The following is a 17,406-nucleotide window of genomic DNA, read 5'->3' on the forward strand; positions in this document are numbered from 1 at the left end:
TTGCGGTTGCCGCGCCATTGGCGGCGCTCTCGCCCGCCGCCGCTCAACCGGTGCCGGAGCAGACGGAAAGCGACGCTTACACCCGCTATGAATTGCTGGCGCCGGGGTCAGGCAAATTTCGTATTCTCTATGATGTCACGGCGACCACGCCGGGCGCGCGCTTTTACTTCAACCCGATCCGCAAGGGCAGCATCGCCACGGACGAGCGGGTGATCGACAGCCGGACGGGCAAGCCGCTGCCATTCGAGGTGGTCAGCGGCGACGTAGCGCGGGCGAATGGGCTGCCCCGGGCGGAGGCGGATGGGGAGTATATCCGCGTGGCGCTCGCCCGGCCGGTGCCCGTGGACGGCGAGGGGCGCATTCGGATCGACAAGACCTATGAAGACGCGAAAAGCTATCTGGCGGTCGGGGACAGCATCACCTTCACCCGCTCGCTGGGCATCAGGCGCAATGCCATCGTGCTGCCGCCCGGCTATGAGCCTGTTTCCGTCAACTATCCCTCGCAATTGCTGCAGGAGGCGGACGGGCGGATCAAGCTGAGCTTCTGGAACGTCGGGCCTGCGGCGGTGCCGCTGGTGGTGGAAGCGCGGCGTGTCGGCAAAACAGCCTTGCCTGCGGCTAAACTTCCGGCGGAGGTCGCCAAGCGGTTGCAGGAACGCGCCAGCCAGTCCCGCGAGATCGTCTATTATCTGCGCGATCCCGACACCCACGCCTTCGATCTGACGCACGATTATACCGAAACGCGGCCCGGCGTGGGCGTCTATACCAACATCGTGCGGACCGGCAGCCGGGTGTCTGACCCGTCCGCGCGCGATCTGGACACGGGCGAGGCCTTGCGGACGGAGGTGCTGAAGGGCGTTGCCATTGAGCAGGCCGGTGGCGAAGCGCCCGGCGCGGACGCCAACACAGAGGCTGTGCTGTTCCACTTCAACGCCCCCGCAGCGGGCGAAAGCCGCCGTCTGCGGATCGCTGAAACCTACACAGATACTGAGCGTTACCGGCGGGAGGGCGACACGCTGATCTGGGATCGCAGCTTTGGCCGCCCGGTGAATGCGATGGTGCTGCCGGCGGGCTGGACCCTCACCAACAGCTCGGTGCCGGCCACGATCAGCCAGCAGCCGGACGGGCGCGTCCGGCTGGATTTCATCAACCCGCGCACGGATGAAATCGCCGTGCTGATCACGGCCACTCGGAAACCGCTTTAGCTACAACGAAGGCAGGTCCAGCCCCTTTTCGCGGGCGCAGTCGATGGCGATGTCATAGCCTGCGTCTGCGTGGCGCATCACGCCGGTGGCGGGGTCGTTCCACAGCACGCGCTCCAGCCTGCGGGCGGCTTCCGGGGTGCCGTCTGCCACGATCACCATGCCTGCGTGCTGGGAATAGCCCATGCCCACGCCGCCGCCGTGGTGCAGGGAGACCCATGTCGCGCCGGAGGCCGTGTTCAGCAGCGCGTTCAGCAGCGGCCAGTCGCTGACGGCATCGCTGCCGTCTTTCATCGCCTCTGTTTCGCGGTTGGGGGAGGCGACGGAACCGGAATCGAGATGGTCGCGGCCGATCACCACCGGGGCCTTCAGTTCGCCGCTGGCCACCATCTCGTTGAAGGCGAGGCCGAGGCGGTGCCTGTCTCCCAGACCGACCCAGCAGATGCGCGCGGGCAGGCCCTGAAAGCGGATTTTCTCCCGCGCCATGTCCAGCCAGTTGTGCAGATGGCTGTCGTTGGGCAGCAGTTCCTTCACCTTTGCGTCTGTTTTGGCGATATCCTCCGGGTCTCCGGACAGGGCGGCCCAGCGGAACGGGCCGATGCCGCGGCAGAACAGCGGGCGGATATAGGCGGGCACGAAGCCGGGGAAATCGAACGCGTTCGCCAGCCCCTCGTCCTTCGCCATCTGGCGGATATTGTTGCCATAATCGGTGGTCGGCACACCGGCGGCGTGGAAATCCAGCATCGCCTTCACATGCACCGCCATGGAGGTGCGGGCGGCGCGCGCCACCGCCTCCGGCTCGCGCTCGCGCCGCTCGATCCATTGCGCCACAGTCCAGCCGATCGGCAGATAGCCGTTTACGGGATCGTGCGCGCTGGTCTGGTCTGTCAGCAAGTCCGGGCGGATGCCGCGCCGGTAGATTTCCGGCAGGATTTCCGCCGCATTGCCCAGCAGCCCCACCGAAACCGGCTTCCGATCGGCGCAGCTTTGCTCGATGATCGCCATCGCTTCATCCAGCGTGGTCGCCGAGCGGTCCAGATAGCCGGTGCGCAGCCGCATCTCGATCCGGCTGGGCTGGCATTCGATGGCAAGGCAGGAGGCCCCTGCCATCACCGCCGCCAGCGGCTGCGCGCCGCCCATGCCGCCCAGCCCCGCCGTCAGCAGCCATTTGCCGGAGAGGTCCCCGCCATGATGCTGGCGGCCCATTTCCACGAAGGTTTCGTAGGTGCCCTGCACGATGCCCTGCGTGCCGATGTAGATCCAGCTGCCCGCCGTCATCTGGCCGTACATGGCCAGCCCCTTGCGATCCAGTTCGTTGAAATGCGCCCAATTTGCCCAGTGCGGCACCAGATTGCTGTTGGCGATCAGCACGCGCGGGGCGTCTTCATGGGTGCGGAACACGCCCACCGGCTTGCCGGATTGCACCAGCAGCGTCTCGTCCGCCTCCAGCCGTTGCAGCGTGCTGACGATGCGGTCGTAACTCTCCCAATCGCGGGCGGCGCGGCCGATGCCGCCATAGACGACCAGCTCCTCCGGCCGCTCCGCCACATCGGGGTGCAGATTGTTCATCAGCATGCGCAGGGGCGCTTCCGTCAGCCAGCTTTTCGCGCTGAGGTCCGTGCCGGTGGCGGGGCGGATGATGCGGCTGTTGTCTGTGCGGGTCATGCCGGGTCTTTCTGCGCCGCGAAGGCGAGGCAGGCCTTCAGCACCTCTGTCAGCGTTTCGGTGATTTCCACGGCATGGGCCGGGTCATAGGGCACCGGCCAGTCGGCTTCGCCCAGCACCGGCGGTTCCTCCAGATAGGTGCGCATCGCCAGCTCCATCTGGATGGCGTGGATGCCGCTGCCCGGGCGGCCATAGTGGCGCGTCGTCCAGCCGCCGCGGAAGCGGCCGTCTGTGATGTGGGACCAGACGCTGGCGTCGGCGACCTTCTCCACCGCTTGCAGCAATTCCGGCGCACAACTGCTGCCGCCGTTGCTGCCGATGTTCAGATGCGGCAGTTCGCCATCGAACAGGCGCGGCACGATGCTGCGGATGGAGTGGGCATCATAGAGCACCACGCGGGGATGCGCCGCCCGCAGCCGTTCCAATTCGGCTGTAAGTGCCTGATGATAGGGTGTGAAATACAGCTCGCGCCGCCGGGCGATTTCCGCTGCGTCCGGGCCGGGGCCGTCATACAGCGGGTCGCCATCGAAGGTGCTGGTGGGGCAGAGTTCGGTGGTGGTCTGCCCCGGATAGAGCGACTGGCCCGAGGGATCGCGGTTCAGGTCGATCACGCTGCGGGAAATGCGGGTGTGGATGGTGGTGGCCCCCAGATCGGTGGCGAAGGCGTAGAGTTTATCCACCCACCAGTCGGTGTCGCGCCGGGCCAGCCAGTTGGAGCGGAACGGAGGGGACACCGGCACCAGATCGCGCCCCACATGCGGAAAGGCGACGATCAGCGGCGCGGTGCCGCGATGGATTTGCAGCCAGTCTGTCGTCTCAGTCATGGTGACACCTCCGGCAGTGGATGGATGGTGGTGAGCGCACCCGACGCGATGAGGCTGTTGGCGGCCTCCATATCGGGGTGGAAGTGGCGATCATCGTGCAGCATTGGCACCGCCGCACGCAAGGTGGCGCGGGCGGCTTCCAGCGGCCGGGACGAGGCGAGCGGCGCGTGGAAATCCACCCCTTGCGCGGCGGCCAGCCATTCGATGCCGATCACGGCCGTGGCGTTGGCGGCCATCTCCAGCAGGCGGCGCGCGCCATGCGCGGCCATGGAGACATGATCTTCCTGATTGGCCGAAGTGGGGATGGAATCGACGCTGGCGGGATATGCCCGCTGCTTGTTCTCGCTCACCAGCGCGGCTGCCGTCACCTGCGGGATCATGAAGCCGGAGTTCAGCCCCGGCTTCGGCGTGAGGAAGGCGGGCAGGCCCGACAGGGCCGGATCGACCAGCATGGCGATGCGCCGTTCGGCGATGGAGCCGATCTCGCAGATGGCAAGCGCGATCATATCGGCGGCGAAGGCGACGGGTTCGGCGTGGAAATTGCCGCCCGACAGGGCCTCATCGGTGTCGGCGAAGATCAGCGGATTGTCTGACACGCCATTGGCTTCGGTTGCCAGCGTGCTGGCGGCCTGCCGCAGCACGTCCAGCGCGGCCCCCATCACCTGCGGCTGGCAGCGCAGGCAATAGGGATCCTGCACGCGCGGATCGTCCACGGCGTGGCTGGCGCGGATGGTGGAACCGGCCATCAGCGCGCGCAGTGTATCGGCCACCTCGATCTGGCCCCGGTGGCGGCGCAGCGCGTGGATGCGCGGATCGAACGGCGTGTCAGACCCCTTGGCGGCCTCGGTGGAAAGCGCGCCGGTGACGAGGGCGGATTGGAACAGCAGTTCCGCCTGAAACAGCCCGCCGAGTGCATTTGCGGTAGAGAATTGCGTGCCGTTCAGCAGCGCGAGGCCCTCTTTCGGCCCCAGTTGCAGCGGTTGCAGCCCGGCGCGCGTCAGTGCTTGCGCTGCGGGCAGGCGCTCGCCCTGAAGGTCGATCCAGCCCACGCCGATCATGGCGGCGGCCATGTGTGACAAGGGCGCGAGATCGCCGCTTGCCCCCACCGATCCTTGCGACGGCACTTCCGGCGTCAGCCCGCGCGCCAGCATCGCCTCGAGCAGCGCCACCGTGTCCGGCTGCACGCCTGACGCCCCCTGCGCGAGGCTGGCCAGTTTCAGCGCCATCATCAGTCGCACCACGGCCACGGGGGAGGGCGCGCCGCTGCCCGCCGCGTGGCTGAGCACGATGTTGCGCTGAAGCGTGGCGAGATCGGCATCGCCGATGCGCACGGAGGCCAGCTTTCCAAAGCCGGTGTTGATTCCATAGACCGGCTCGCCCCTGGCAAGGATGCGGGCCACGGCCTCTGCGCTGGCCGCGATCTTCGCGCCGCTGGTCGGCTCCAGCCGGGGCGTGCCCCCGCGCCACAGCGCCCGCCAGTGCGACAGGGGGACTTCACCGGGAACCAGCCGGATGTCGCTCATGCACCACTCCACACACGGGCATGGAGCGGGTTCAGCCCCATGCGGTAAACCAGTTCGGCGGGTTCGCCGATGTTCCAGATCGCCAGATCGCAGGCCTTGCCCGGCTCCAGCGTGCCGATGCGCGCGGACAGCCCCAGCGCGCGGGCGGCGTTCACGGTGAGGCCGCGCAAAGCCTCCTCCACCGTCAGCCGGAACAGAGTGGCGGCCATGTTCATGACCAGCAGCGGCGAGGTGAGCGGCGAGGTGCCGGGGTTGCAATCGGTGGCGAGCGCGATGGGCACGCCCGCCGTGCGGAAGGCGGCGATGGGCGGCAGCTGCGTCTCGCGCATGAAGTAAAAGGCGCCGGGCAGCAGCACCGCGACGGTGCCGGATTCCGCCATGGCGGCGACATCGGCGCTGCTCGCATGCTCCAGATGATCGGCGGAAAGCGCCCGGTGCCGCGCGGCCAGCGTGGCCCCGCCCAGCGCCGACAATTGCTCGGCATGCAGCTTCACCGGCAGGCCATGCGCGTGCGCTGCGCGGAACACGCGCTCGGTTTGCGCGGGCGAAAAGGCGATGGTTTCGCAAAAGGCGTCCACCGCGTCGGCCAGCCCGGCTTTGGCGACGGCGGGGATCATTTCGTTGCAGACGAGATCGACGTAGGCGTCTGCTTCGCCGCGATATTCGGGCGGCACCGCGTGCGCGCCGAGGAAGGTTGTGGCCACCCGCACCGGCCGTGCTTCGCCCAGTGCGCGGGCGGCGCGCAGCATCTTCAACTCGTCGGTGAGGGAGAGGCCATAGCCGGATTTGATCTCCACCGTGGTCACGCCCTCGGCGATCAGCGCGTCCAGCCGGGGCAGGGCGCTTTCAACCAGTTGGGCCTCCGTCGCGGCGCGGGTGGCGCGCATGGTGGAAACGATGCCGCCGCCCGCCTGGGCGATGTCCTCATAACTGGCCCCCGCCAGACGCTGCGCGAATTCGCCCGCGCGGTTGCCGCCATGCACCAGATGCGTGTGACAATCGATCAGGCCGGGGGTGATCCAGCGGCCTTGGCAATCTTCGCTGACGGCGGCGGGGAAGGCGGGGGCGTCCGCCGCAGGCCCGACATAGGCGATGAGGCCGTCGCGGCTGGCCAGCAGCCCGTCTTCGACGATGCCCAATCCCTCCCCGGTCATGGTCGCGAGGCGCGCGTTGCGCCAGACTTTGTCCGCCATGGCTGATTCCCTATTTGTATATACAAAACCACGAGTCCGGGTTACTGTCCAGCCCATCCAGCAGGAGGCGTGATGGCTGCGTTGCATTTTTCACAGGCGCTGCTGCCCGACGGCTGGGCGCAAGGGGTTCGGCTGACGCTGGCGGATGGCCGCATCGCGAAACTCGAAACGGGCGTGGAACCCGCCGCCGGGGATGAGCGGCACGCGACCGCGCTGCCCGGCCTGCCCAATCTGCACAGCCATGCCTTTCAGCGGTTGATGGCCGGGCTGGCGGAGCGCAGGCTCGGCCCGGACGGCGATGATTTCTGGAGCTGGCGCGAGCTGATGTATCGCATCGTCGGCGAGATCGCGCCGCAGCAGATGGCCGCCATCGCCGCCATGGCCTTCGTGGAGATGCTGGAGGGTGGCTTCACCCGCGTGGGCGAGTTCCATTATCTGCACCACCAGCCCGATGGCCGGCCGTTCGATGACCCGGCGGAGATGGCCGTGGCGCTGGCCGGGGCGGCGGCGGAGACCGGCATCGCGCTGACGCTGCTGCCGGTCTTCTATGCCCATTCCGGTTTTGGCGGGCAGCCGCCGCAGCCGGGGCAGCGGCGTTTCGTGAACGATCTGGACGGCTTCGCGCGGCTGCTGGAGGCGAGCCGCCGGGCGCTGGCCCCGCTGCCGGATGCGGTGCTGGGCATCGCCCCGCATTCGCTGCGCGCGGTCACGCCGGAGGAGCTGGCCGCGCTTGTCGGCATGGCCGCCGGCCCCGTCCATATCCACATCGCCGAGCAGGTGAAGGAAGTGGCGGATTGCTTCGCATGGAGCGGCGCGCGGCCCGTCGAATGGCTGCTGGGTGCGCAGGATGTGGGCGAACGCTGGTGCCTCGTGCATGCCACCCACATGACGGACGCGGAAACCGCGCGGCTGGCGGCCAGCGGCGCGGTGGCGGGGCTGTGCCCCGTCACCGAGGCCAATCTGGGCGACGGCATCTTCCCGGCGGTGGACTATCTGGCGGCGGGCGGGCGCTTTGGCGTGGGCAGCGATTCCAACGTGCGGATCGACGCGGGCGAGGAACTGCGGCTGCTGGAATATGGCCAGCGGCTGATCCGCCGCCAGCGCACCGTGCTGGCGGCTGCTGACCGCTCCAACGGCCGTTCGCTGTTCGAAGCGGCGCTTGCCGGGGGCGGGCAGGCGCTGGGCGATACCCCGGCGCTGAAAGTGGGCGCCGTGGCAGATATTGTGGCGCTGGCCGCCGACCCGCTGGGCGCGGGCGATGCCGCGCTGGATCGCTGGATTTTCGCCAATGGCCGGGTGGACGGCGTCTGGCGCGCCGGGCGGCGGCTGGTGTCAGGCGGGCGGCATATCGCGCGCGCGGCGGTGGAACGGCGGTTCCATCAGGCCGCGATGCAACTGCTGGGCTAAGCTACCAACTGGGCCGGAAACGGGCGGTCTGGCTGTCGTCGTCTCCGGGATACCAGAAGCGGCCGAAGGTCACGGGCGCGTCGCCGTTCCATGTCCGCCGTTCCACCACGAGGCAGGCGGCCCCTTCGGCCAGCGCCAGATGCTGGGCCACCAGCGGCGTCGCGCCGCGCGCCGTCAGGCTGTGGCCGGCTCGCGTCCATGGCACATTGGCCAGTAGCCACTGGCCGGGGGAAACATCGTGCAGATGCGCGCAGGCGAGCGTCGGCGCGCTGTTGCGGCTAACGAGGCGCTCCTCCAGCTGGAAGGGCTGATCGTCCGCCAGATGCAGGCAGAGAATGCGGATGGAGGGCGCGCCCTCCAGCCCATCTTCAGAGGAGACCATGGCGCAGTCGATCAGCCGATAGCCATAGCGCCCGCCTGAGCGGTGCACGGCATCTGCGGCATCCCAGATTTCCAGCACCGGCCGTTCCCGCGCCCGGCCTGTCACCACCGTGCCAAGGCGCGGCCGCCGTGCCACCAGCCCTTCGGCGGCGAGGCTCTGGATCGCCTTGTTCACCGTCATCCGCGACGTCTGGTAATGGCTCGTCAGCACCAGTTCGGCCGGGATGCGGGTGCCCGCCGTCCATTCCCCGCTGAGGATTGCCTGCGCGATGGCGCGGCGGATCTGCAGCCACAGCGGCCCTTCGCCATCCAGCGGCGGAATGCCTGCGCCCTCTATTCGTTGCGTCGGCATTCCATCTCCCGCCTGTGGCCCTTGTTCCGCATGTGCACCAGCCGCGCCGATCCGGCAAATGGGGCGCGCTGTTGCGGGAATGCAACCCTTCCACCCCTGATTTGCCACATCTGCAAATTCCCGTTGCGCGACTTTCGCTTCCTGACAAAGATTGCGGGCAGATGAACATCCTGTTCACGCGGACGCAAGAAACGCCGTCCGGTATCAGTAAAAGGGGCCTGAGTATGAGACTGTTCGTCGCCGCGATCCTGTGCAGCAGTTGCCTGACGGTGCCCGCCATCGCGCAGACCGCCGAAACCGCTGCCTCCGATGATCTGATCGTGGTGACTGGGTCGCGCATCAAGCGCTCTGTAGAGGACAGCCCGGTTCCGCTGTCGATCATCACCACCGATGATCTGCGGCGCGAAGGCATCAACAGCCCCGAACAGTTCATCTCCTACCTTACATCCAACGGCAACGGTCTCGACAATCTCTCGTCCAACGCAGACGTGGTTTCGGGCGCGGCGCGCGGCAACAACGGGGCCTCATCCGCCAACCTGCGCGGGCAGGGCGCTGCCGCCACGCTGGTGCTGCTGAACGGCCGCCGCGTGCCTGCGCACGGCCTGAACGGTGGCGTGGTGGACGTGAACCAGATCCCGATGTCCGCCGTGGAGCGGATCGAGGTGCTGAAAGACGGCGCTTCGGCCATTTACGGCACCGACGCCGTGGGCGGCGTGATCAACTTCATCACCTACAGCAATTTTCAGGGTGTGAAGGTTACGGGCTTCATGGACGTGACGGAAGCGGGCGGCGGCAACATCTGGCGCGGCTCGTTCGTGGCCGGGCATGGTGATCTGGAGTCGGACGGCTTCAACGTGATGTTCGCGGCCTCCATCAGCGACAACAAGATGCTGCGCGGCGACCAGCGCGATTTCGTGAACACCTTCCAGGTGGATCGCGGGCTTTCGGTGGATACGCGCGGCACGCCATTCGCCACCATCTTCCCGCTGGGGGTTTCGCCCAACAGCCCGAACGGCACCATCATCCTGTCGGCGGCCACCGCGCCCTTCCTGCCCGGCAGCACCACGGTGCGCGCGGGCGGCGGCATCAACCCGCTGGACCTGCCCGGCGGCGCGGGCTGCAATTCCGTGGACGGGATGGACAGCTATGACCATCTGCTGTGGGACGTGCCGACCGCGCAATATGCCTGCGCATGGGACACCGGTCGCGCCGCCGTGCTGGCGCAGCCGATCCGCACCATTTCCTATTATGGCGCGGCCACCAAGCAGCTGGGCGAGCATCAGCTGAAGTTCGAAATCACCGGTTCGCAGGCGGATTCGAAGAAGAGCTTCTCTGCCAACCAGATGTCGTCCAGCGCCTCTGCCGCGGCGACGGCGTTGAATTATGTGTATGTGCGAAACCAATATAGTGCAGCCACTTATGATCGGGTGTTCAACCAGCTTGTCAGCGTGTTCCCCTCCCTGGAATCGCGGCGGGGACTGCCGATGGCGCTGCGCTGGCGCTGCCTTGAGTGCGGCAACCGCGAGATCGAGACCAGCACCGATACGATCCGGCTGGCGCTGACGGCTGATGGCCCGATTGCCGGGGCGTGGGAATATCATGCCGGCGTTTCCTACGGGAAGAGCGAGTCCACCTCCACGCTTGGCTCGGGCTATTTCTATACCCGCACCGTGCGCGACGCGAACGGCAACATCATCGTGAACGGCATGGTGGATGCCCTGATGACGGGCATGATCAACCCGTTCCTGCTGCCGGGCGAAACCCAGTCTGCCGAAGCGATGGCGCTGATCGAGGCGACGTCGGCGGCCGGTGTGCAGCTGTATGGCGGCAAATATGCGCTGTGGCAGGTGGATGCGGCCGCGACCGGCCCGCTGTTCGACGTGTGGGGCGGCACGGTGCAGGCGGCAGCCGGGGTGGACTGGCGGCGCGAGGAATATAGCTTCAACGGCGATGCGCGGGCGGCAGCTGCCCGCCCGGCGATCTTCAACGCCCCGTTCGACGATGCGAACGCGCTGGACAGCCGCACCCGCGATGTGAAGGCGGTCTATGCCGAAGTGATGCTGCCGCTGTTCACCGGTTTCGAGCTGACGGGCGCCTTCCGGATCGACGATTACACCGGCTTTGGCACCACCACGAACCCGAAGATCACCGCGAAATACCGGCCGATCAAGCAGGTGATGGTGCGCGGTTCCTACAGCACCAGCTTCCGCGTGCCGACCTTCAACCAGATCTACAACGGCACGCTGGAGTCACCTTATTCCGGCCGCGATCTTTATGATCCCGCGACCTGCTCGGCCGGGCGGGTGGACACCACCATTCCGGGCTGTGAATCGATCAGCCCCACCATCCTGACCGGCGGGCGGCCCGATCTGGGGCCGGAAAGCTCGCGGCAATGGTCGGCGGGGATCGTGATCGAGCCGATGTCCAACATCATGCTTTCGGCGGACTGGTGGCATATCCGCCGCGAAGGCAAGATCGACGTGCTGACGCTGCAGGACATGATCGCCAACTACAGCATCTTCGAAGATCGCTTCATCCGCGACGGCAGCGGCGCGATCACCATGATCGACCGCACCTGGGTGAACAGCGGCGAGACGGAGACCTCTGGCATAGAATTCGCCGCGCGCGCGGGCACGCCGCTGTTCGCGGGCGACCTGTCGTTCGGCTTCGATGGCAGCATGCTGTTGAAGAAGCGCTCGCGGCTGGTGCCGGGTGCCCCGTTGGGCGTGTCGGAAGTGGGGCGCTTCACCTTCTCGGGCGATCTGGGCCTGAAGTGGAAGCACAACATCTTCCTCACCTACACGCAGGGGCCGTGGGTAGGGTCGATCTCGCAGCTGCATCGCTCTGGCTACACCAATCAGGAGCTGCCCGGCGTCACCTCCGGCCGGGTCGATCCGCCGGACCTGCATGTGCGGGTGAAGCCCTACACCATCTACAATCTGTCGGCGGGCTATCGCCCGAACGAGCAGTGGAGCATCACGGCGGGCATCAAGAACCTGTTCGACACCGATCCGCCGTTCGCCATCACTTATGACAGCAACACTGGCGCTGGCAGCAGCTGGGAACCGCGCGTGGCCGATCCGCGAGGCCGTTCCTTCACGCTGACGGTGGAATATAAGATGTAAACGGGGGCGTTCGCGCCCCAACGCAGAAGGCACAAGGGAAAGGTGATTGTACCTTGGCCAACAAGCTTGCTGGCCTGTTCTCTTTCCTGCTCAAGCTGATAACCCGCTCAGGCTGAGCTTGTCGAAGCCCCGTGGGCCATGCACCCGACTCAGCCATTGGGCTTTCGCGTCTGGGGCTTCGACAAGCTCAGCCTGAGCGGGTGGAGGGGTGAGCGGGTGGCGGACAGGCATGTGATGCCTGTTTGCAGCGGATAGAATCGCCATGAAAAAGGCCCGGAACCGCGAGGTTCCGGGCCTTTTCATTCAGCCGAAGGGCGGCCTTAAGCCAGCCGTTCCTTCACCTTGGCGACGAATTCGGACTCCGTGAGGATGCCTGCATCATGCGCGGCGGAGAGCTTGCGCAGGGCCTCCAGCGCTTCGCCGCCTGCGGCCGGAGCCGCTGCGGGAGCAGCCGCAACCGGGGCCGCGCCGCCGACTGCCGCCATGCGTTCCGCATGGGCCAGTTCGGCTGCATGTGCCTTCTGCTGCTGCTTGGCGGCTGAGCTTCCGGCCACCGCAGTTGCGGTCTTGGTGATGACGGCAGTGCGCGCCGCCGTGCCAGCCGCGCGCCCGATCAGGCTCGGGCGTCCGCTTCTCGATCCCAGCATCTCAATTGTCTCCTGCAAGTTGCGCGGCCGCCGCGAGGCCTGCACGCGCCTGATCCACGAGGTCACCCGGAATGCGTTCGGCCACCAGCAGTTCGCCACCAGCGGCGCGCACGGCATCCGAAAAGCGGCTGGCCCAGATATGTTCCACCAGCAGCGCTGCAACCGTGGTTTCCGGTTCCAGATTGTCAGCCACTTCCAGCAAATCCGCTTCGGACATCAGGCCGCGCGATTCCCCGGTGAGGGAGCGGATCGCATCCGCCACATCTTCGGGCAGTTCCTGCATTTCCAATATGGCGGCATGGCCGTCGGCATCCTTGATCACCACGGCCACATCCAGCAGCCGGATCAGGCCGTTGCCCACCAGTTCACCCAGTGCTGGCGCTATGGCCCCGTTGAAGCGGTTGCCTTCAAACCCCAGCAGCAGAAATTCCACCGGGCCAATCGATACAGTCATACAGGTCTCCACAAAGTCTGCCGCCTTTTGCCAGCATCCCGTGTCTGCATGATGAACGTTTTTAGTGGGCAAGCAAAAGAGGAATATCGGCAGCCGCCAGCAGCCGCCGCGTCACGCCGCCCAGCAGGAATTCCATCGCCCGGCTGCGGCCATAGCCGCCCATCACGATCATGCCCGATCCCAGTTCTTTCGCGGTGGCGAGCAACGTGTCGGCGGTGCTGCCGCCGCCGGTGGTGCGCTCGTGCAGGTCGGAGCCGATGCCGTGGCGAGACAGGTAAGAGGAAACCGCCGTGGGCGGCAGTTCACCGCTGCCGGTGGGGTCAATCGTCAGCACGTCCACCCGCGCTGCCTGCCGCAGCAGGCTGACAGAGCGCTTCACCGCATGGGCGGCTTCGGGCGTGGGTTTCCATGCGACGAGGACGGGCTTTTCGATTTCCAGCCGGGTCGCGCCTGCGGGCATCGCCAGCACGGGGGCGTCTGCCTTGGTGACGACGGCCGCCAGCGTACTCGCCAGTTCCCTCGCGTCTGATCCGGCCAGCGACATTACGATCACGTCCGACAGCAGCGAGCGATCAACCAGAGTCTGCGCCGGATCACCCAGCGATTCGGTGAAGGTGAAAGGCACGCCTTCGCCATCCAGACGCTTCGAAAGCGCCGTCCGCTCGGCCTCTGCCAGCTTGGCTTCATCTTCCAGCAACTGCACCACCATGGCGGCGCTGCCTGCGAAACCGGCGGCATCCGCGCCAAGGAAGGCGGGCACCCGGCGGGTTTGCAGCACTTCCAGATGGCCTTCGGTGAAGCGGGCCAGATCCAGCGCGCCCTGCAGGCGGGATTCGAACTGCGGATCATTGCCGTGGTGAAGCAGAATCGATTTCATGCGCGCTCTCCTGTGCCCGGCCCGGTGCTGGCCGTCGCTTGGCTACCCCTTATGCGCTGGCAAAGGCAATCCCGCCTTGATTCCCGTCAAGAGTCCAGCACTTCGCCCACGCATTCGCCAAAGCCGATGGAGGCGAATCCATCTGCCCGCGCAACCGCCGAAATGCGCAGTCGGTCTCCATCCTGAAGGAAGGTCCGCGTTTCGCCCGACGGGAGGGTGATCGGGGCCTTGCCGCCCTGCGTCAGTTCCAGCAGCGAGCCTTCGCTGCCGTCCGCCTCGCCGGAAATGGTGCCGGTGCCGAACAGGTCTCCGGGCATCAGGTTGCAGCCGTTCACCGTGTGGTGCGCCAGCATTTGCTGCACCGTCCAGTAGAGCGCCTGCGAGCCGCCGCCGGACAGCCGGGTTTCGGGCAGCCCGGCCTGCCGCATGGCGCGGGTTTGCAGCCACACGCCCAGCTCCAGCTTCAGCCCGCCATGCGCTTGATCGTCCGCGTCCATCAGATAGGGCAGGGGCGTGGGTTCGTCTGCGCCGCGCGGATAGGCGCGCTCACGGAACGGGGCCAGCGCCTCTGGCGTGATGATCCAAGGGCTAATGCTGGTGAGGAAATTCTTGGCGAGGAACGGGCCGAGCGGCTGATACTCCCACGTCTGCACGTCGCGGGCGGACCAGTCGTTCAGCAGGCAGAATCCGGCGATATGTTCGGCCGCCTCGGCGATGGGCACGGGCGCGCCCAGTTCATTACCCGGCCCGATCCACACGCCCAGTTCCAGTTCCAGATCCAGCCGCTCGCTGGGGCCGAAACGCGGGCCGTCCGCGCCGGGCAACTGGCCCTGCGGCCGCTTCACCGGCGTGCCGGACAGCACGACGGACGAGGCGCGACCATGATAGCCGATGGGCACATGCCGGTAATTGGGCAGCAGCGGCGCGTCCGGGCGGAACAGCTTGCCCACCCGCATGGCATGGTGGATGCCCGCGTAGAAATCGGTGTAGTCGCCCACGTCGCAGGGCATGTGCATGTCCGCATGCGCCATCGGCACAAGAAAGGGGGCAACCGCATCGCGGTGCCGGGCGTCCGTCAGCAGCGCGAACAGGGCGTGGCGCAGCGCGCGGCGGGTTTCCGCGCCCAGCGCCAGCAGTTCGTTCAGCCGCTCCCGCAGCAGATCGGAAAGCATGTCCAGTTCGGGGAGCAGCCCGGCGTCGATCAGCCCGCCGAGGTCCAGCACGAAATTGCCGATGGCGACGCCTGCGCGTGGGCCTGAATCGCCATCGGAAAACAGCCCCAGCGGCAGATTCTGCACCGGGAAGCTCTCATGCCCGTCCGCGCCTTTCACCCAGCAGCGTGCCGCCGGGTTGTGGGTGTGATCCGTCTGCCACCAGTTCATGCGCCGCCCTTCGGAAATCCCTGCCAGACGCGGTCATAACCGGCCTGCGTTGTCTTTGCCGCCTGCCCGGTCAGCCGGAAGGGGCGGACGGTCTCGAACATGAAGGCAAGGCCATTGTCCAGCTTCATCGGCGCGAGTTGGGCGTGGCTGGCCTTTTCCCACGCCGCCGCATCGGGGCCGTGCGCGGACATGCGGTTGTGCAAACTGCCGCCGCCGGGCACGAAACCGCCGCCTTCCTTCGCGTCATATTCGCCGGAGATCAGGCCCATATATTCGCTCATGATGTTGCGGTGGAACCACGGCGGGCGGAACGTGTCTTCCGCCACCATCCAGCGCGGCGGGAAGATCACGAAATCGCAGTTCGCAACGCCGGGCTGGCCCGATGGCGAGGTGAGCACGGTGAAGATCGAAGGGTCCGGGTGATCGAAGCTGACCGTGCCGATGGCGTTGAAGCGAGCGAGATCATAGCGCCATGGCACGAGATTCCCGTGCCACGCCACCACGTCGAACGGGGACTGGGGCAGGGTGGTTTCCCACAGCTGCCCGCCCAGCTTCACCAGCAGTTGCGTGGGGGTGTCCGCCTCTGTCGCGGCGTCCGGGATTTCGAAGTCGCGCGGGTTGGCAAGGCCGTTGGCGCCGATCGGGCCAAGATCGGGCAGGCGGAACAGCGCGCCATGGTTTTCAAGAACATAGCCGCGCGAAGGGCCATTCACATCCACCCGCAGCTTCACCCCGCGCGGCACCAACGCCACATGGCCGGGCGGCACGTGCAGCAGGCCGAATTCGGTGGTGATCGCCAGTTCGCCAAGCTGCGGCACGAACAGCAATTCGCCGTCCGAACTGCTGAAGGCGCGGCCCGTCATCGGCGCGTTGCAGGCATAAAGATGGATGGAGACGCCGCTGCCCTCTTCGGCGGAGCCATTGCCCGCCAGCGTGTGCAGCCCATCCAGCCAGTCCGTCGGCGTTTCCGGCAGCGGCTGAGGATCCCAGCGCAGCCGGTTCGGCGTCAGCAACCCGTCCGCGAAGGGCGGGGCCGCCAGCCCGCCGTGCGGCAGCGGGCGATATTCACCATGCGCGGCGGACGGCATCCGCCGATACAGCCAGCTGCGCCGGTTCTCGTGCCGGGGGGCCGTGAAGGCCGTGCCGGACAGCTGCTCGGCATACAGCCCCAGCGCCGGGCGCTGCGGGGAGTTTCGGCCCACGGGCAGGCTGCCGGCGATGCTTTCGGACTGGAACTCGCCGCCGAAACCGCTCTGCGTCACGAACGCAGGCCCGCCGGAATCACGCCGCGGCGAATCTGGTCCAGTTCCAAACTTTCGAACAGGGCCTGAAAATTGCCTTCGCCGAAGCCGTCATTGCCCTTGCGCTGGATGATTTCGAAGAAGATCGGCCCCACCATATTCTCGGTGAAAATCTGCAACAGCAGGCCGCCGCCGGTTTCCGGCGCGCCGTCGATCAGCACCCGGCGCTTGCGCATTTCCTCCACATCATGGCCATGGCCGGGCAGGCGCTTGTCGATCAGGTCGAAATAGGTATCGGGGCTATCCTGAAAGGCCACGCCATTGGCCTTCAGTTGATCCACGGTTTTGAAAATATCGTCCGTCGCCAGCGCGATATGCTGAATGCCCTCGCCATTATAGGCGCGCAGGAATTCCTCGATCTGGCTGTTTTCATCCTGGCTTTCGTTCAGCGGGATGCGGATTTTGTCGTCCGGCGCGGTCATCGCCTTGGAGAACAGGCCGGTCGATTTGCCCTTGATGTCGAAATAGCGGATTTCGCGGAAGCCGAAGATGCGGCTGTAATAATCGGCCCAGCGCGCCATGTCGCCGCGCCCCACATTGTGCGTCAGATGGTCCAGCGTGTGCAGCCCCGCATCGCGGTCCTTTTTGCTGGCCCCCGGCACCGCCACGAAATCCACATCATAGATTTCCGCCGCGCCATAGCGATCCACCAGATAGAGGTTCGCGCCGCCGATGCCCTTGATGGCCGGGATGTTCAACTCCATCGGCCCGACAAGCCCCGTCACCGGCTCCGCCCCGCGCTTCACGGCTTCATCAAAGGCCTGGCGGGCATCCTTCACACGGAACGCCATCGCATTGGCACTGGGGCCGCGGTGGGCGCGGAATTCGGCGACTTGCCCCTGCGCATCGAAATTCAGCAGGAAATTGATATCGCCCTGCGCATAGCGGCGGACATTCTTGCTGCGGTGGGTCGCGACATGGGTGAAGCCCAGCGCTTCGAACAGCCGCCCCAGCGCATCCGGATCGGGGCTGGTGAATTCCACGAATTCGAAGCCGTCCAGCCCCATGAAATTGTCGTCAGCCGCCGTTTCGCGCGCAAGCGTCGCCATATCCCGTCTCCCATATCCGAAGTC

General features: G+C 66.6%; 14 protein-coding genes. 3 read left to right on the forward strand and 11 right to left on the reverse strand.

Annotation, left to right across the window (positions count from 1 at the left end):
- Positions 1-17 precede the first annotated feature (17 nt).
- On the forward strand, positions 18-1,205 hold the full coding sequence (locus FJQ54_RS09535) for a hypothetical protein (RefSeq protein WP_140928184.1): 1,188 nt from the start codon (positions 18-20) through the stop codon (positions 1,203-1,205).
- On the opposite strand, the gene hutU is transcribed toward FJQ54_RS09535, so the two are convergent.
- From hutU to hutI, 4 genes are read right to left on the reverse strand one after another with little or no spacing between them, the layout of a single operon-like run.
- Positions 1,206-2,867 carry a urocanate hydratase gene (hutU, locus tag FJQ54_RS09540; RefSeq protein ID WP_140928185.1) on the reverse strand — a complete coding sequence of 554 codons (1,662 nt, stop codon included), beginning with the start codon at positions 2,865-2,867 and terminating at the stop codon, positions 1,206-1,208.
- Entirely contained in the window at positions 2,864-3,691 is an 828-nt protein-coding gene (gene hutG, locus FJQ54_RS09545) for an N-formylglutamate deformylase (RefSeq protein WP_140928186.1), read from the reverse strand. Before hutG ends, hutU begins: the two co-directional genes overlap by 4 nt.
- Complete coding sequence (gene hutH, locus FJQ54_RS09550; protein WP_140928187.1) at positions 3,688-5,214, reverse strand: histidine ammonia-lyase; 1,527 nt, start codon at positions 5,212-5,214, stop codon at positions 3,688-3,690. The genes hutG and hutH overlap by 4 nt, the downstream gene beginning before the upstream one ends.
- Entirely contained in the window at positions 5,211-6,407 is a 1,197-nt protein-coding gene (gene hutI / locus FJQ54_RS09555; protein WP_140928188.1) for an imidazolonepropionase, read from the reverse strand. Before hutI ends, hutH begins: the two co-directional genes overlap by 4 nt.
- Positions 6,408-6,479: 72 nt before the next feature.
- On the opposite strand from hutI, the gene FJQ54_RS09560 reads away from it, so the two are divergent.
- Positions 6,480-7,814: a formimidoylglutamate deiminase gene (locus FJQ54_RS09560; RefSeq protein ID WP_140928189.1), complete on the forward strand. Its 1,335-nt coding sequence runs from the start codon at positions 6,480-6,482 to the stop codon at positions 7,812-7,814.
- Between the two features lies 1 nt (position 7,815).
- On the opposite strand, the gene FJQ54_RS09565 is transcribed toward FJQ54_RS09560, so the two are convergent.
- Positions 7,816-8,547: a UTRA domain-containing protein gene (locus tag FJQ54_RS09565; protein ID WP_140928190.1), complete on the reverse strand. Its 732-nt coding sequence runs from the start codon at positions 8,545-8,547 to the stop codon at positions 7,816-7,818.
- A gap of 224 nt (positions 8,548-8,771) precedes the next feature.
- On the opposite strand from FJQ54_RS09565, the gene FJQ54_RS09570 reads away from it, so the two are divergent.
- Positions 8,772-11,672: a TonB-dependent receptor plug domain-containing protein gene (locus FJQ54_RS09570; protein ID WP_140928191.1), complete on the forward strand. Its 2,901-nt coding sequence runs from the start codon at positions 8,772-8,774 to the stop codon at positions 11,670-11,672.
- A 320-nt stretch (positions 11,673-11,992) separates the two neighbouring features.
- On the opposite strand, the gene FJQ54_RS09575 is transcribed toward FJQ54_RS09570, so the two are convergent.
- The 6 genes from FJQ54_RS09575 to hppD form a co-directional block, all read right to left on the reverse strand.
- The gene (locus FJQ54_RS09575) at positions 11,993-12,319 is read right to left on the reverse strand and encodes an SHOCT domain-containing protein (protein ID WP_140928192.1); all 327 of its coding nucleotides are present in this window, start codon (positions 12,317-12,319) and stop codon (positions 11,993-11,995) included.
- A gap of 1 nt (position 12,320) precedes the next feature.
- Positions 12,321-12,773, reverse strand: a complete 453-nt coding sequence (locus FJQ54_RS09580) for a DUF6325 family protein (RefSeq protein WP_140928193.1) — start codon at positions 12,771-12,773, stop codon at positions 12,321-12,323.
- 61 nt (positions 12,774-12,834) lie between these two features.
- The gene (locus FJQ54_RS09585) at positions 12,835-13,650 is read right to left on the reverse strand and encodes a universal stress protein (protein ID WP_140928194.1); all 816 of its coding nucleotides are present in this window, start codon (positions 13,648-13,650) and stop codon (positions 12,835-12,837) included.
- 86 nt (positions 13,651-13,736) lie between these two features.
- On the reverse strand, positions 13,737-15,032 hold the full coding sequence (gene fahA / locus FJQ54_RS09590; RefSeq protein ID WP_140928195.1) for a fumarylacetoacetase: 1,296 nt from the start codon (positions 15,030-15,032) through the stop codon (positions 13,737-13,739).
- Positions 15,029-16,294 (reverse strand): homogentisate 1,2-dioxygenase, encoded by a 1,266-nt coding sequence (gene hmgA, locus FJQ54_RS09595; protein ID WP_140928196.1) that lies wholly within the window; start codon positions 16,292-16,294, stop codon positions 15,029-15,031. Before hmgA ends, fahA begins: the two co-directional genes overlap by 4 nt.
- On the reverse strand, positions 16,291-17,382 hold the full coding sequence (gene hppD / locus FJQ54_RS09600) for a 4-hydroxyphenylpyruvate dioxygenase (protein WP_140928197.1): 1,092 nt from the start codon (positions 17,380-17,382) through the stop codon (positions 16,291-16,293). Before hppD ends, hmgA begins: the two co-directional genes overlap by 4 nt.
- Between the last annotated feature and the right edge of the window lie 24 nt (positions 17,383-17,406).

It is taken from the genome of Sandaracinobacter neustonicus (assembly GCF_006385875.1).
In the GTDB taxonomy this organism is placed as follows: Bacteria; Pseudomonadota; Alphaproteobacteria; order Sphingomonadales; family Sphingomonadaceae; genus Sandaracinobacteroides; species Sandaracinobacteroides neustonicus.